Raw genomic sequence first — 12,973 nt, 5'->3', positions numbered from 1 at the left:
GCCAATCGCGCACGCGCCGCTCCAGGGTCCGGCGGACCTCCTGGTCGGGAAAGCTCTCCGGATGATTGCGCATCAGGTAGTGCATCAGCGTGACCGGCTTGAGACTGGGATCTCGTTTCAGCATCGGCACGAGCTCGCTTTCCCAGACCCCGGCCAAGGGATCCGGCACGGTCCGCCCGCGCGCGGCCTGGCGCTCGGAGGGTTTGCGGGGATCCTTCTCGTGTCGCCGGGCGGTGCGCTCACTCATGCCCGCGCGCGCGGCGGCGACGGCCTGGTTGTGATGCTTGCGTTCACGCATATAGAGTGCCTTCTGCTGGTCGGTGATGGGTTTACCGGGCAACCGCACCTCCATCGACTTGATCGACAGAGTTCTTGTTTTTCCTGCGGTCGCCCTAACGACCCGCACCGGCCAGTTTCTACCCGAAAAGACGGATCCACTGGGGCCAGCGCGATCCACAAGGCCCGGCCTCACCGACGGCCGGCCGACCTACGGCGCGCGACTGGGGGCGCGCGGTCGGCCGGCCTGTTCGGCCGGGCCTGTGGATCGCCCCGAGCCAGCCGTCACCGGTCAACGTGGCTGACGCTCACCGGCCACCGTTGTTGTCGCAGAACAGTCGCTGCCCATGTTGAACACGGCACCCGGAACGTAGATCATTTCACTCAACGCACGTCTCCAAGCCTCATTTGAGGAGCGGGAGCCCGCTCGTCAGTTTCTTGACCTGCTTGTCGGACGCGACGAGTACGACACCGTGGTGCATGACCTCGTCGGATCGCTTATCGGCAAGCTCGGTTGTGTAATCGTCGTATTTTTTCGTGTTCAGCGCCGCGTCGGTGAAGGATGCGTGGTAGAGTTCCTTGTCGCGCGCGGCGGCGACCAGATCGGCGATCTGATTGGTCGAGGCCATCAGCACCGGTACCGGGATCCGTGTGATTCCCGTATAGGTATTGCCCGTGGCGTCGGTGGCGTCAGGGCCGATGACGTCTGGGAAATTGGAGCCGACGCTCAGACACAGGACGGCGGCGATGTTGGCCTTGAGCCCAACAGGCAGGCTGTCGTCGATGACGATCACGCATTTTTGGCTCATAGCTATGCGTTCCTTGTTGGTTTCAAATTCGGAAGAAGCGGGTGGGCCCGAACAACGTCCAGAGCATCCGGATCGGGATCAGATCGGAGACCATGCGCAGGCCGTGGGCCTGGCACGCCTCCGCATTGGTTATGCAGGCGTCCGCGTCGCCGGCGGCGACGCGGCGCGCTGCCTGACTGGTCGACTTGGTCTCCGTCACCTTGAACTCCGTGTCGGGCATGAGGTCCGATGCAAGGTGCCGAGGCGCAGGATGGGATGCAACCGGTAGGTGTAGATTGGGCAGCCGGTCGGCCTCGGCTTGATGCGCGCGCACCGCGACCCCGTAACTTGGCGTCGTCCGGAAAAAGGCACCAATCGGCAGCAGATCGTCGGAAATATAGAAATGGTTGATATACGAGTAGGCGTTTGCCACGACGACGGCTTGGCGGGGACCTTCTACCGCCAGGATACACGCGTCCCGGGTCCCTCACCCCCGCTGTAGGCGCACTGCTCTGCAAGTTCAGAGTGGGTAAAAATCCGCCAAAGCGTGTCGTGGCAGCGGGTTCGGCAGGACCGGTCGCCTTGAAGCCCGAGGGTGCGCGGTTCGCTTCCCCGCCGACGGCGCCAGGCTGCCTCCGCGGCCGGGCGGGAGACTGAAAGCGGCGGTCAAAGCCGGTCCGGCTTGTCCGTGTTGATGTTGTCTTGGCGATGCCGCGCCCGGCGGGAACGGCAGCTACAGTTTGCCCGGCTCGAGGGCGCCCACCGTCTCGATCACCGAGCGCAGGTCGCGGGCCAGGGTGGCCAGGCCGCTGGCGCGGCGGACCTGGCGCTCGTCCATGTAGAGCGAACGGTTCACTTCGATCTGCAGGGCGTGCACGCCGGTCTCGGGGCGGCCGTAGTGGCGGGTGACGAAGCCGCCGGAGTAGGGCGTGTTGCGGGTGACGTGGTAGCCCTGCTCGCTCAGCACCTGGTGCACAAGGCGCGGGATCTCCGGGTTGCAGGCCTGGCCGTGGCAGTCGCCCAGCACGAAGTCCACCCGGCGGTGGCCGGCGTCGCGGTCCATCGGCCCGCCGATCGACGGCATCGAGTGGCAGTCGATCAGGATCGCCCCGCCGAAGCGCGCCTTGGTGTCGTCGAGCAGCTGGCGCAGCGTGGTGTGGTAGGGCCAGTAGTAGGTCCGGATCCGGCGCAGCGCCTCCGCGAACGACAGCTTGTCCTGGTAGATGTCCGCGCCGTTGGCGACCACCCGGGCGATCGTGCCCAGACCGGCGGCGACCCGCGGGCTGCGGGTGTTGGCGTAGGCGGGCAGGGGGTCGACGAACATCCGCGGGTCGAGCTCGAACGGCTCGCGGTTGGCGTCGACGTAGGCACGCGGGAAGTTCGCCCGCAGCAGCGGCGCGCCCAGCTCCGGGGCGCTGGCGAAGATCTCGTCGACGAAGCCGTCTTCGCTGCGGCGCAGGCTGAGCCGGTCCAGGCGCGAGGACTCGACGAACGCCGGCGGGTAGTGCCGGCCGCTGTGCGGGGAGGCGAGCACCAGCGGCAGGGTCTGCGTGTCCGGCGCCAGGACGTCGCACGGGCGCTCGATATCGCAGGGCTGGATTTCGGCTTCCATCGACGCTCGCGTCTCGACCTGTTCGGATGTGCCGCGCGGTCACGGGTGCGCGCGCTTGACCGGTCCAAAGTGTTACGGAAACGCGCGGCGCCTGTCACCCCGCGCGCGCTCCGCGGCCGGCGACCGCGCCGTCCCGGCTTGGGGTGGTCGGTGCGCGACAGCGGTTCGGCGCGGCGCGATCCCCCGAGTTAATGCTGGTTTTACGTCTGCCAAGGCAGGTTCGTTCCGCGTGCGCCGCGGCGAGCATAGCCCTCGGGCGCGTTACCGCGACCCGGCGGACTGGCGCCCGGCGGGGTGCTCGGGGCAGGATGGCCGCGCGGACGCAGTGGACAAGGGGCTGGCGGGTGGCGCGGATTCTCCTGGCGGAAGACGACGACGGGCTGCGCAACGTGCTTGCGGCCGCGCTGCGCAAGGCGGGGCACCGGGTCGACGCGGTGGGCTGCGGGCGCAGCGGCTACGCCCGGGTGCAGATCCTGCGCTACGACCTGCTGCTGGCCGACGTGGTGATGCCGGGGATGGACGGGATCGAGCTCGCCAGGCGGGCCGGCGCCCGCTGGCCGGGCATCCGGGTGATGTTCATCACCGGCTTCGCCGCCGTCGCGCTCAGTCCGCGCAACGAGCCGCCCGCGGGCGCCCGGGTGATGTCCAAGCCGTTCCACCTGAACGACCTCGCCCGGCAAGTCGAGGACGTGCTGGCCGCCGAGCCGACGCCGCAGGGCTGACGCCCGCGTTCGCTGATGCTCGTGCCCGCTGGCGCCCGTGCGCGCCCGAACCCGCGCGAACCCGCGTGCGATCCAATATCCCGGCCGGTATCCCCCCTTGCACAGCCCCGCGCACGGTGGTAAGCGAGCGTCCGCGCGGTGGGTGCGGCCCTGTCCGGCGGCTGCGACCCTGCCGCGCGATGGGCGTGTAGCTCAGCGGGAGAGCGCCTCGTTGACATCGAGGAGGTCCCAGGTTCAATCCCTGGCACGCCCACCATTTCGGATCTTTCCGCCAAGCCTATCCGTTTGATTTTCGGGTTCGGCGCGAACCGGTCCGCCGGGCGTCAATCCCGTTTCGCGCCCGAGCCGATGCCGGCCGCGCGCAGGGCGGTCGCGGCGATCGCCAGCAGGACGATCGCGCCGGCCTCGTACAGGATCTTTTCCGGCGGCATGTCCTTGCTCTGCAGCACCAGAAGGCGGGCGACGGCGGTCATCGCGATGAAGATCGGGTAGATCACCGGCGTCCGCCGGCTGGCGTGATAGGGCAAGATGCTGAAAGGTGGAACCACCTTTCAGCATCTTGCTCGAGACCGCGAGCATGCCGACGACCTCGGTATACGGGAACATCAGCAGCAGGTCGGCGAGCGAAATCCGCCCGTCGGTGGCGATCGCGATCAGTTCGGTCGCGGCGGCCAGCACCGTCAGGGCCGCGACCACCACGAGCAGCAGCCGCTCGCTCGTGCGCAGCAGGGCAAGCGTGTTCGATCCCTCGCCGTTGCCAAGCGCGCCTGCCGCGCTCGCCCGCAACGACTCGACGATTTTCTTCCGGTCGGTCATCGGCGCGCCTCCAAGGGTCGTGGCGCGGGGGCTCCGGGCCGCCAGTTCCGGGCGCGGAGAACCGGCGCTGGTCGGTCTGCGATCCCGAACAGGTTGCCCCTTGGGCTGGTCTGACCACCCTGAGGCCATTCGCCCGAGCGACTTCGGCGGGCCTTGCCTCGACGCGCCCGGGCCGGCCACAAAGGCGCCATGACGCAGTCCCTCAATACCCTCACGACCGGTGCCGGCCCCCCGCTCGTGGTGCTGCACGGCCTGTTCGGGCAGGCGAAGAACTGGGCGACGATCGCCAAGGGGCTGGCGGACGGCCGGCGGGTGATCGCGGCCGATCTGCGCAACCACGGGGCATCGCCCTGGTCGGACGAGATGACCTATCCGGCGATGGCGGACGACGTCGCCGGGTTGATCCAGGCGCTGCCGGAGGGCCGGGCGGAGCTGCTGGGCCATTCGATGGGCGGCAAGGCGGCGATGGTGCTGGCGCTGACCCGACCGGAGCTGATCGACCGGCTGATCGTCGCCGACATCGCCCCGGTCGCCTATTCCGGCGGCTCGCTGCTGGCGTTCGTCGACGCCATGCTGGCGGTCGATCCGGCGCAGCACGACAGCCGCAAGCAGGTCGAGGAAGCGCTCAAGCGCGCTGTCCAGGACCCGGGTATCCGGCAGTTCCTGCTGTCCAACCTGGTCCGCGGCGAGAGCGGCTTGCTTTGGACCCTGAACCTGCACGCGATCCGCGCGGCGATGGACACGCTGGCCGGCTGGCCGGACGACGTGCGCCGCCTGACCGCGCTGATCCGGGAAACGCGCGCGCAAGTCGTGCTGCTGAACGGCCTGGCCAACCCGCAGGCCGCGGTCGCCGCCCGGCGGGCCGGGGCGGCCCTGGTCTGGCAGATCCTGGATACCCGCACGCCGCCGGCGCTGGTCCGGCTGCTGCGGCCCCTGGTGCGCGCCCGGGCGGACTGCGTCATGACCACCGGCACCGCGCTGGCGACGGCACAGCTGGGCCTGCCAACGTCGGGGCCGGCGGGGCCGCTCGCCGGGCGCGTGGTGGCGTTCGCCCCGCCGGTCGACGCCGGCCGCTTCCGCCCGGACCCGGCGGTCCGCGCGGCGGCGCGGACGGAGCTCGGCCTCGGCGACCGGCCGGTCGTGGGGATGATCGCCAACCTGACCCCGCAGAAGGGCCACGACGCGTTCCTCGATGCCGCGGCCGCGCTGCGCCGGGCGTGGCCCGAGGTGGCGTTCGTCTGGCTGGGCGCGCGCTTCACCGGTCAGGCGGCGCACGCCGACCGGCTGCGGCACCGGGCCCGGGCGCTCGGGCTGGACGACCTGATCGTCCGGGCGCCGGGGGAACGGGTCCACTGCCTGGCGCAAGCGTTCGACGTGGCCTGGCTGACCTCGCCCGCCCGCGGCGAGGGCATTCCCACGGCCGCCGGCGAGGCGATGGCGCTGGCGGTTCCGCTGGTCGGCTTCCGGGTCGGCGTGCTGGCAACGCTCGTGCCGCCGCAGCACCACGGTCTGTTGTGTCCGCCCGGCGATACGGCCGGCTTGGCGCGGGCGACCGCCGGCCTGCTGGCCGACCCGGCCGGCCGGGCGCGGATCGGCGCGGAACTGCGCCGGGCGGCGCAGCGGGTGTGCGATCCCAAGGCGTGCGCGGAGGCCCATCTGCGGGCCTTCGAGATCGCGCGGGCCTACCGCGCGGGCCGATCGGGTCCGGAAACGTCTCGGGCGAAACGCACGTCTGGCGAAAGTTTAGAGCGTTTTAATCAAATACCCGAAGACTGCCTCGAACGCGCAGGCCGCATCGACGCCCAGGACGGACGTCGGCGGGGCCGCCAGACGCACCCACACGCGCAAGCGGAGAAACGGGCATGACCAGGATGGGCATGGACCGGCAGCCGCGGACGGCCGCGCCGTTGCTCGACGGGGCGCCGGCCGTGCGATTCGACGGAACTGGCTGGACCGGGCGCTCACGCCGAGACGTCCCCGATCCACCCGGACCGGATCCATACGCGCCGGACCCGCACCTCGGCAACGCACACGCGCCGCCGCCGCTGAAGATACTGATCCTCGCCCTGAACAGCGCGCCGGATCTGGTCGGCGCCGGCAAGGCGACCGGCGACATGGCGGCCTGGCTCGCCGCGCGCGGCCACCGTGTCGAGGTGGTCGCCGCCCCGCCGTTCTACCCCGGCTGGCGGGTCGCCGATGGCGGCCGCGCCCGGGGCTACCGCCGCGAGACTGAGGCGCGCGTGCAGACGCTGCGCTGCCCGATCTACGTCCCGGGGCGCCCGACCGGGACCCGGCGCGTGCTGCATCACCTGTCGTTCGCCCTGAGCAGCCTGCCGGCCGTGGTCGGACGGGCGCTGGCCGGCCGGCCCGACGTCGTGGTGAGCGTGGCGCCGTCGATCCTGAGCGCCCCGAACGCTTGGCTCGCCGCCCGGCTGAGCGGTGCCAAGGCGTGGCTGCACCTGCAGGACCTGGAGCTGGACGCCGCGGTCGAACTGGGCCTGCTGCGGACCCGACGGCGGCGCGGCTGGGCCGCCGGCCTGGAAGCGTGGCTGCTGCGCCGGTTCGACCGGGTCACCACGATCGGGCCGGCGATGGCCGAGCGGCTGGCCTCCAAGGGCGTGGCGCCGGCCCGCGTGGGCGTGCTCGCCAACTGGGTCGACTGCCGAGCCATCCGCCCGCTACCGGCACGCGAGGTGTCGCGGGCGTCGTTCGGCCTGCCGGCGGACGCGTTCGTCGCGCTCTATTCCGGCAGCCTGGGCGAGAAGCAGGGGCTCGACGTGCTGATCGAGACGGCGGAACGGCTGGTCCACCGGCGCGATCTGCACATCGCCGTGTTCGGCGACGGCCCGGCCCGCCGCCGGCTGCTCGATGCCGCGGCGCAGCTGCCCAACCTGACCGTCGGGCCGCTGGTTCCGGCCGACCGGCTGAACGACCTGCTGAACTGCGCCGACGTCCACCTGTTGCCGCAGGCGGCCGGGATCGACGCGCTGGTGCTGCCGTCCAAGCTGACCCATATGCTGGCGAGCGGCCGCCCGGTGATCGCGGCGGCGCCGATTGACGGCCAGCTGGCGGCGCTGGTCGCGGACTGCGGCCTGCGCCTGGATGCCAACGACGGCGGGCAGTTCGCCCGGGCGATCGACCGTCTGGCGGCCGATCCGGTGCTGTGCCGCAGCCTCGGCCGGTCGGCGCGCGAGCGGGCGGTCGAACGGCTCGACCGCGACGCGGTGCTGGCCCGGCTGGAGCGGGCGCTTTACGACGCGCGGACCGAGGCGCTGGGCGTCGCAGCGTCGCGTACCGGCGGATAACGTCGACCGCCGCGCGCCCGCCGGCTCAGACGAACGGCAACCGGTCCGTCCGGATTACGCCGCTTTGGCCCGCGGTACCGATCGGCGGTTGGCCGCTACCGATTCCGTGCGCTTGTACGGCAGGCTTCTATCTGCGGTAATCGGCCGCCGGGCGCACAGCCAAGGTCGGCGCGGCGCGGGCAACGACGGGCGGACGGATGAGCACGGCGCGACGATACCCCACCAGCCCTTATCTGCTGCGCCGGTTGCGCAGCTATGACGAAGCGCGCGCCGAACGCCGCGGGCCGCCCGACCCCGCCCCGCCGGAGACGCAGCGGGCCCCGCATGCGCACGACCCGCGACCGCGCGAGCCGGACGCCAAAGGCAACGCCGAATAACCCGCGCCCCATAACCCGCGCCCGCGCCCGCGCGCGGGCCGGCCGGCGTACATCTCCTGCGTGTAACTATCGTTCAGCAACTTTCTTTTTAACGCGCTTGCCCTGGGGCTGGCCGCCTGCAATCGTGCGGTGTGGGAATCGGTATCCGGTCGTTGCATCGATTGGGTCCTGCGCCCGTCACGTGCCGACGACGTGGGGAAGGATGGACCGGTGGCCAAGGACGGGTGCGAGCGGGCGCGGGACGCGATCCCCCGGACGGCGCCGCCGGCCGCCGGCACACCCATCCCGTCGAACGCCCGAACGCCGACCAGCGCCCGAATGCGGACCAACGCCGGAACCCTGGCCGGACCGGTCGGGGCCGGCGCGGGCCGACGGACGCGGCCCGTGGCGGCGGCGCTTGTGCTGTCGGCCGTGTTGATCGCCGCCGCCCCGCCCGGCGAAGCGCGTCCGCTGCGTCCCGGCGAGACGGTGCTCGACCGGCCGCGCCCGCGGATGACCGAGCACGGCGGGCGGCTCGGCCGGCTGTGGATCCGTCCGACCGTGACCAGCGCGCTCGTCTTCGACGACAACGTGTTCGCCAACGACGCGCAGCGGCGCTCGGATCTGGTGCTGCGGACCCGGCCCGCGGTCGCCGCGGAGACCGACTGGCGCGGCCACAGCGCCAGTATCGCCGCGGCGGCCGAACGCGGCGCCTATCTCAAGGAATCGGGCGAGAACTACCTGGACCTGGACGCCACCGCGTTCGGGCGGGTGCAGGTAACAACCGGCCTGCACGCCAGCGCGACCGCCAACTGGCGGCGCGGCCACGTCCCCCGGCAATCGGCCGACAGCCCGGCCGACGCCGCCGCCCCGGCGGTGTTTAGCACGCGCAGCGGCAAACTCCTGGTCAAGCGCCGCGGCGAGACGACCGATCTCGGCGCCAGCTTCACGGCGCGCCAACTGGACTACCAAGACGTCGAGGCGCGCGGGCGGCACGCTCAACAACGACGACCGCGACCATTGGGTCGGCGAACTGGAGTTTGTCGAACGCACCCGCCTGACCCCCAGGTTCGAACGGTTCGCCCGCAGCCGGATCAACGCCCGCCTGTATGATACCGCGGTCGACGACCAGGGCTACGCCCGGGACTCCTACGGCCACGCCACGGTCGCCGGCCTGACCTGGCGGCCGACCGGTCTGACGACGCTGGAGGGCTACAGCGGTCTGCGTCAGCAGGTCTATGCCGATCCCCGCTTCGATGCGCTGTTCGTGCCGACCGCCGGCCTTCGCATCGTCACCAGTCCCAGCCAGTTGACCAGCCTGCGGCTGGCGCTCGACCAGTCGGTGCGGGAGACCACGACGCCGGCGGCGAGCGGGCGGCTGGTAACCGCGCTGACGGCGCAGCTCGACCACGAACTGCAGCGCGACCTGCTCGCCCGGCTGCAGCTGCGCTACGCCGTGGACGACTATCGGGGCAGTGGGCGCCGGGACGAAGATGTCGCCGCCGGGGTCAGCCTGACCTATTTCGCCAGCCGGCATCTGCACGCACGGCTGTCGCTGCGCCACGCCCGGCTGGAATCCAACCGCGCAGGCGTCCGGTCGTTTCGGCGCAACCAGTTCGAATTCAGCCTGGAGGTGCGCTATTGACCGAACCGGCCGCCTTGGCGCGGGAGCGCGCCGTCGGCCGGCGGGCGTGGCTGCGCGCGGCGCTCGTCGGCGCGCTCGCCGCGGGGGTCGGCCAGCTCCTGGGCGGATGCGCGCCGCCGGGCGCCGCGCCCGAGGAATTACCGCAATATACCCTGCGGCCCGGCGATCGGATCGCGGTTACGGTACACGACCATCCGGACCTGTCGGGCGAGCTGGATCTGGACGCGGCCGGCCTGGTGCGCCTGCCGTTCGCGGGCACGGTCGCGCTCGCCGGGCTGACGGTGCGCACGGCGGAGACGCGGATCGCGGCCGCGCTGGAGGGTATCTGGGTGCGCGGCGCGTCGGTCACGGTCGCCTTACTGGCGCACGCGCCGGTGTTCGTGCTGGGCGAGGTGCGCCAGCCGGGCCGCTTCCCCTACCGCCGCGGCATGACCGTGCTGGAGGCGGTGGCGCTTGCCGGCGGTTACACCTATCGCGCGCGGCGGGCCTGGGTCACGATCCGGCGTCCGGGCCGTGGCGGCCAGCTGCAGACGCTGCGCGGCACGCCCGGCACGCCGCTGCTGCCCGGCGACGGCGTCGAGGTCCCGGAGCGGGTGTTTTGACAGCCGCCCCCTTGCCCCTCGAAGCGAGCTTAATCGCGTGAGCCCAGCCATTCCATGACCAAGGCCTTCGACCGACCGCCGGCGCGGCCCGCTGGCCACGCGTCCGAGCCGGCGCGCAAGAGCTGGGCGCAGCGCCTGCTGGGCGACGATCTGGCGCGCGTGCACGGGTCCCGCGGTCGGCCGGGCGGCGGCCTGCCGGAGGCGCGCCCGGCGCCGGTACCGGGCCCGCACGACCGGGTGGTCTACGCGATCGGCGACGTGCACGGCCGGTGCGACCTTTTGATCCGGCTGCACCGCACGATCCTGGCGGACGCGGCCCGGCGCGGCCGGCGCGCGGCGGTCGTGGTCCACCTGGGCGACTACATCGACCGCGGGCCCGACAGCCGCGCGGTGCTCGACCGCCTGACCGGCGATCCGGTGCCGGGCCTGCAGACGGTCTGCCTGCGCGGCAACCACGACGCCTGGATGCACGCCTTCCTGGACGACGCCGAGGCGGGCCGCGGCTGGCTGGTCAACGGCGGGCGGGAGACGCTGGCCAGTTACGGCGTCCCGGCCTGGGGCAGCGACCCGTCGCTGCGCGAACTGCGCCGCCTGCAGGCCGACCTGCTGGCCGTGCTGCCGGACCGCCATCGCCGGTTTCTGGAGCAGCTGCGTTTGACCTGGTCGGAAGCCGGTTACCTGTTCGTCCACGCCGGCCTGCGCCCGGGTGTCGCGCTGGACCGCCAGGACCCGGCGGACCTGGTCAGCATCCGCCGGCCGTTCCTGACCAGCCGGGACCGGTTCGACGGCGCGCTGGCGGTGCACGGCCACACGGTGGTCAATCGCCCGCAGGTGCACGACAACCGGATCGCCGTGGATACCGGGGCTTACGCCACCGGCCGCCTGACCGCGCTGGTGATCGACGGCGCGGAGATCGCCTTCCTGCAGACCTGAACGGGATGCCCGCCGGCGCCGGACTCCCGACCCGTGTCCGCGGCAACGCGCTTGCGAGCCGCGGCCGGATGCTTTAGCCCCGAAGTCGACCCGTGGCGCCGGTGCTGCAGGACCTGGACACCCCCCGTGCTGAGCCCGATCCCGATCCTTTTCATGGCGACTGCGTCCGCCGCGCCCGCGCGCCGACCGCTTGGCCGGAGGGCGGGATGAGCGCGCCCGAACCCCCGGCCCAGGACGGCGACTTGGCGGGCAAGCTGGCCGCGCTCGCCGGCGCCCGCGTGGCGGTGGTCGGGGACGTCATGCTCGACCGCTTCGTCACCGGCACGGTCGAGCGCGTGTCGCCGGAGGCGCCGATCCCGGTGCTCAAGGTCGGCCGGTCGACGGCGATGCTGGGCGGCGCCGGCAACGTGCTGCGCAACCTGGCGGCGCTGGGGGCGCAGCCGCGCCTGGTCGCGGCCGTGGGCGACGACGAACCGGGCGACCAGGTCGCGGCCCTGGCCGAGCAGGCCGCCCCCGGCGCGGCCGGATTGATCGAGCTGCCCGGCCGGGCGACCAGCGTGAAGGTGCGCTACCTCGCCGGCGGGCAGCAGCTGCTGCGCACCGACTGGGAGGATACCGCCGCCCTGCCGGACGCCGCCGCGGAGCGCCTGTTCGCCGCCGCGGCGGCGGCGCTCGATCAGGTGCAGGTGCTGGTGCTGTCGGACTACGGCAAGGGCGTGCTGACGCCCGCGGCGACCGCCCGCCTGATCGACGCGGCGCGCCAGCGGGGCGTATCGGTGATCGTGGATCCCAAGGCGAAGGACTACGCCGCCTATGCCGGCGCGGATCTGGTCACGCCCAACCGCGCGGAACTCGCGCGGGCGACCGACCGCGACCTGCCCGACGCCGGCGGGGCGGACGCCGACGGCGCGGTCGAGGCGGGCGCGCGGGCGCTGATCCGCCAGTCCGGCGTCGCCGGCGTGCTGGCAACCCGCGGCGCGCACGGCATGACCCTGGTCGAGCACGCCGAGGCGGCGGTGCGCCATCTGCCGGCGGCGGCGCGCGAGGTCTACGACGTCTCCGGCGCCGGCGACACGGTGGTGGCGGCGCTGGCGGCGGCGCGCGCGGGCGGGCTGTCGCTCGCCGACGCGGCGCGGATCGCCAACGTCGCCGCCGGCATCGTGGTCGGCAAGGTGGGTACCGCGGTCGCCCGGCCGGACGAACTGCTGCGCGCGCTGCACGCCCAGCGCCTGCTGCAGGCCGAAGCCAAGGTCGCCAGCCGCGACACGGCGGTCGAGCGGGTCGCCGCCTGGCACCGCGGCGGCCTCAAGGTGGCGTTCACCAACGGCTGCTTCGACCTGCTGCACCCCGGCCACGTCTCCCTGCTGGAACAGGCACGCGGCAGTGCCGACCGGCTGGTGGTCGGGCTGAACGCCGACGCGTCGGTCCGCCGGCTGAAGGGCGACGGCCGGCCGGTGCAGGACGAGGCGGCGCGCGCCGCGGTGCTCGCCTCGCTCGCCAGCGTCGACTTGGTCGTGCTGTTCGAGGAGGACACGCCGCTGGACCTGCTGCGGGCGCTGAAGCCGGACGTGCTGGTCAAGGGCGCGGACTACACCCGCGACACGGTGGTCGGCGCCGACCTGGTCGAAAGCTACGGCGGGCGCGTGGCGCTGGCGGACCTGTCGGCCGGCCACTCGACCACCGCGACGCTGGCGCGCCTGCGCGGCCAGGGGGGCGGCCAGGGCGGCGGGGCGTGAGCGGCGCGCGAAACCGGCCGCGCGTCACCCGAATCCGGCTGCACGCCGAGGGCAACCAGCAGTTCTAATTTTGGCTTTGGTCGTGGGCTCGTCGGTTCATCGCATCTCTTTGGGCAGGGTGGATAACAGGTGGGCGGGGGCGGCGCCGGCCTATATCACGGCGGTCGCGGCGGCGAGCGCTC

13 protein-coding genes, 1 tRNA gene and 1 pseudogene are annotated in these 12,973 nt (G+C 72.6%); 10 read left to right on the top strand and 5 right to left on the bottom strand.

The annotated features are described in order from the left end of the window. The 4 genes and pseudogenes from CKO28_RS23485 to CKO28_RS23470 all read right to left on the bottom strand — a co-directional run. A pseudogene (locus tag CKO28_RS23485) lies at positions 1 to 340 on the bottom strand (IS21 family transposase); the annotation flags it as partial. A 340-nt stretch (positions 341 to 680) separates the two neighbouring features. Then, entirely contained in the window at positions 681 to 1,085 is a 405-nt protein-coding gene (locus CKO28_RS23480) for a DUF2000 domain-containing protein (RefSeq protein ID WP_200343324.1), read from the bottom strand. Positions 1,086 to 1,107: 22 nt separating this feature from the next. Continuing rightward, the gene (locus tag CKO28_RS23475) at positions 1,108 to 1,497 is read right to left on the bottom strand and encodes a type 2 periplasmic-binding domain-containing protein (RefSeq protein WP_200343323.1); all 390 of its coding nucleotides are present in this window, start codon (positions 1,495 to 1,497) and stop codon (positions 1,108 to 1,110) included. A gap of 300 nt (positions 1,498 to 1,797) precedes the next feature. Next, entirely contained in the window at positions 1,798 to 2,676 is an 879-nt protein-coding gene (locus CKO28_RS23470) for an N-formylglutamate amidohydrolase (protein ID WP_200343322.1), read from the bottom strand. Between the two features lie 344 nt (positions 2,677 to 3,020). Here CKO28_RS23470 and CKO28_RS23465 point away from each other — a divergent pair, with 344 nt between their 5' ends. Together CKO28_RS23465 and CKO28_RS23460 are read left to right on the top strand one after the other, a co-directional pair. Next, entirely contained in the window at positions 3,021 to 3,398 is a 378-nt protein-coding gene (locus CKO28_RS23465) for a response regulator (RefSeq protein WP_200343321.1), read from the top strand. Positions 3,399 to 3,579: 181 nt separating this feature from the next. Next, positions 3,580 to 3,654, top strand: a tRNA-Val gene (locus CKO28_RS23460). Here the strand turns inward: CKO28_RS23460 and CKO28_RS29655 are convergent. After that, positions 3,633 to 4,214: a hypothetical protein gene (locus CKO28_RS29655; protein ID WP_242480773.1), complete on the bottom strand. Its 582-nt coding sequence runs from the start codon at positions 4,212 to 4,214 to the stop codon at positions 3,633 to 3,635. The two genes, CKO28_RS23460 and CKO28_RS29655, sit on opposite strands and share 22 nt — an antisense overlap. Positions 4,215 to 4,403: 189 nt before the next feature. Here CKO28_RS29655 and CKO28_RS23450 point away from each other — a divergent pair, with 189 nt between their 5' ends. The 8 genes from CKO28_RS23450 to rfaE1 all read left to right on the top strand — a co-directional run bounded on the left by CKO28_RS23450 (position 4,404) and on the right by rfaE1 (position 12,791). Continuing rightward, on the top strand, positions 4,404 to 6,080 hold the full coding sequence (locus tag CKO28_RS23450; protein ID WP_200343319.1) for an alpha/beta fold hydrolase: 1,677 nt from the start codon (positions 4,404 to 4,406) through the stop codon (positions 6,078 to 6,080). Continuing rightward, complete coding sequence (locus tag CKO28_RS23445; protein WP_242480772.1) at positions 6,077 to 7,519, top strand: WcaI family glycosyltransferase; 1,443 nt, start codon at positions 6,077 to 6,079, stop codon at positions 7,517 to 7,519. Before CKO28_RS23450 ends, CKO28_RS23445 begins: the two co-directional genes overlap by 4 nt. Before the next feature lie 197 nt (positions 7,520 to 7,716). Then, complete coding sequence (locus tag CKO28_RS23440; RefSeq protein ID WP_200343318.1) at positions 7,717 to 7,896, top strand: hypothetical protein; 180 nt, start codon at positions 7,717 to 7,719, stop codon at positions 7,894 to 7,896. A 384-nt stretch (positions 7,897 to 8,280) separates the two neighbouring features. After that, a complete protein-coding gene (locus CKO28_RS23435) occupies positions 8,281 to 8,988 on the top strand; it encodes an outer membrane beta-barrel protein (protein ID WP_200343317.1) in 708 nt (235 codons plus the stop codon). Continuing rightward, entirely contained in the window at positions 8,909 to 9,520 is a 612-nt protein-coding gene (locus tag CKO28_RS28665; RefSeq protein ID WP_338050232.1) for an outer membrane beta-barrel protein, read from the top strand. The genes CKO28_RS23435 and CKO28_RS28665 overlap by 80 nt, the downstream gene beginning before the upstream one ends. Then, positions 9,517 to 10,122, top strand: a complete 606-nt coding sequence (locus tag CKO28_RS23425) for a polysaccharide biosynthesis/export family protein (RefSeq protein WP_200343315.1) — start codon at positions 9,517 to 9,519, stop codon at positions 10,120 to 10,122. The genes CKO28_RS28665 and CKO28_RS23425 overlap by 4 nt, the downstream gene beginning before the upstream one ends. A gap of 54 nt (positions 10,123 to 10,176) precedes the next feature. Continuing rightward, complete coding sequence (locus CKO28_RS23420; RefSeq protein WP_200343314.1) at positions 10,177 to 11,055, top strand: metallophosphoesterase; 879 nt, start codon at positions 10,177 to 10,179, stop codon at positions 11,053 to 11,055. Positions 11,056 to 11,261: 206 nt separating this feature from the next. After that, positions 11,262 to 12,791 (top strand): D-glycero-beta-D-manno-heptose-7-phosphate kinase, encoded by a 1,530-nt coding sequence (gene rfaE1, locus CKO28_RS23415; protein WP_200343313.1) that lies wholly within the window; start codon positions 11,262 to 11,264, stop codon positions 12,789 to 12,791. The last annotated feature ends 182 nt before the right edge of the window (positions 12,792 to 12,973 follow it).

The organism is Rhodovibrio sodomensis, assembly GCF_016583645.1.
Lineage (GTDB): Bacteria > Pseudomonadota > Alphaproteobacteria > Kiloniellales > Rhodovibrionaceae > Rhodovibrio > Rhodovibrio sodomensis.
The sequence above is the reverse complement of the archived record's forward strand: the minus strand, read 5'-3'. Positions and strand labels throughout refer to the sequence as shown.

Bases quoted from the DNA above. Each gene is read 5' to 3' on its own strand.
- CKO28_RS23440 (WP_200343318.1), top strand. From the start codon at position 7,717: ATGAGCACGGCGCGACGATACCCCACCAGCCCTTATCTGCTGCGCCGG.
- CKO28_RS23470 (WP_200343322.1), bottom strand. From the start codon at position 2,676: ATGGAAGCCGAAATCCAGCCCTGCGATATCGAGCGCCCGTGCGACGTC.
- CKO28_RS23420 (WP_200343314.1), top strand. From the start codon at position 10,177: ATGACCAAGGCCTTCGACCGACCGCCGGCGCGGCCCGCTGGCCACGCG.
- CKO28_RS29655 (WP_242480773.1), bottom strand. From the start codon at position 4,214: ATGACCGACCGGAAGAAAATCGTCGAGTCGTTGCGGGCGAGCGCGGCA.
- rfaE1 (WP_200343313.1), top strand. From the start codon at position 11,262: ATGAGCGCGCCCGAACCCCCGGCCCAGGACGGCGACTTGGCGGGCAAG.
- CKO28_RS23450 (WP_200343319.1), top strand. From the start codon at position 4,404: ATGACGCAGTCCCTCAATACCCTCACGACCGGTGCCGGCCCCCCGCTC.
- CKO28_RS23480 (WP_200343324.1), bottom strand. From the start codon at position 1,085: ATGAGCCAAAAATGCGTGATCGTCATCGACGACAGCCTGCCTGTTGGG.
- CKO28_RS23445 (WP_242480772.1), top strand. From the start codon at position 6,077: ATGACCAGGATGGGCATGGACCGGCAGCCGCGGACGGCCGCGCCGTTG.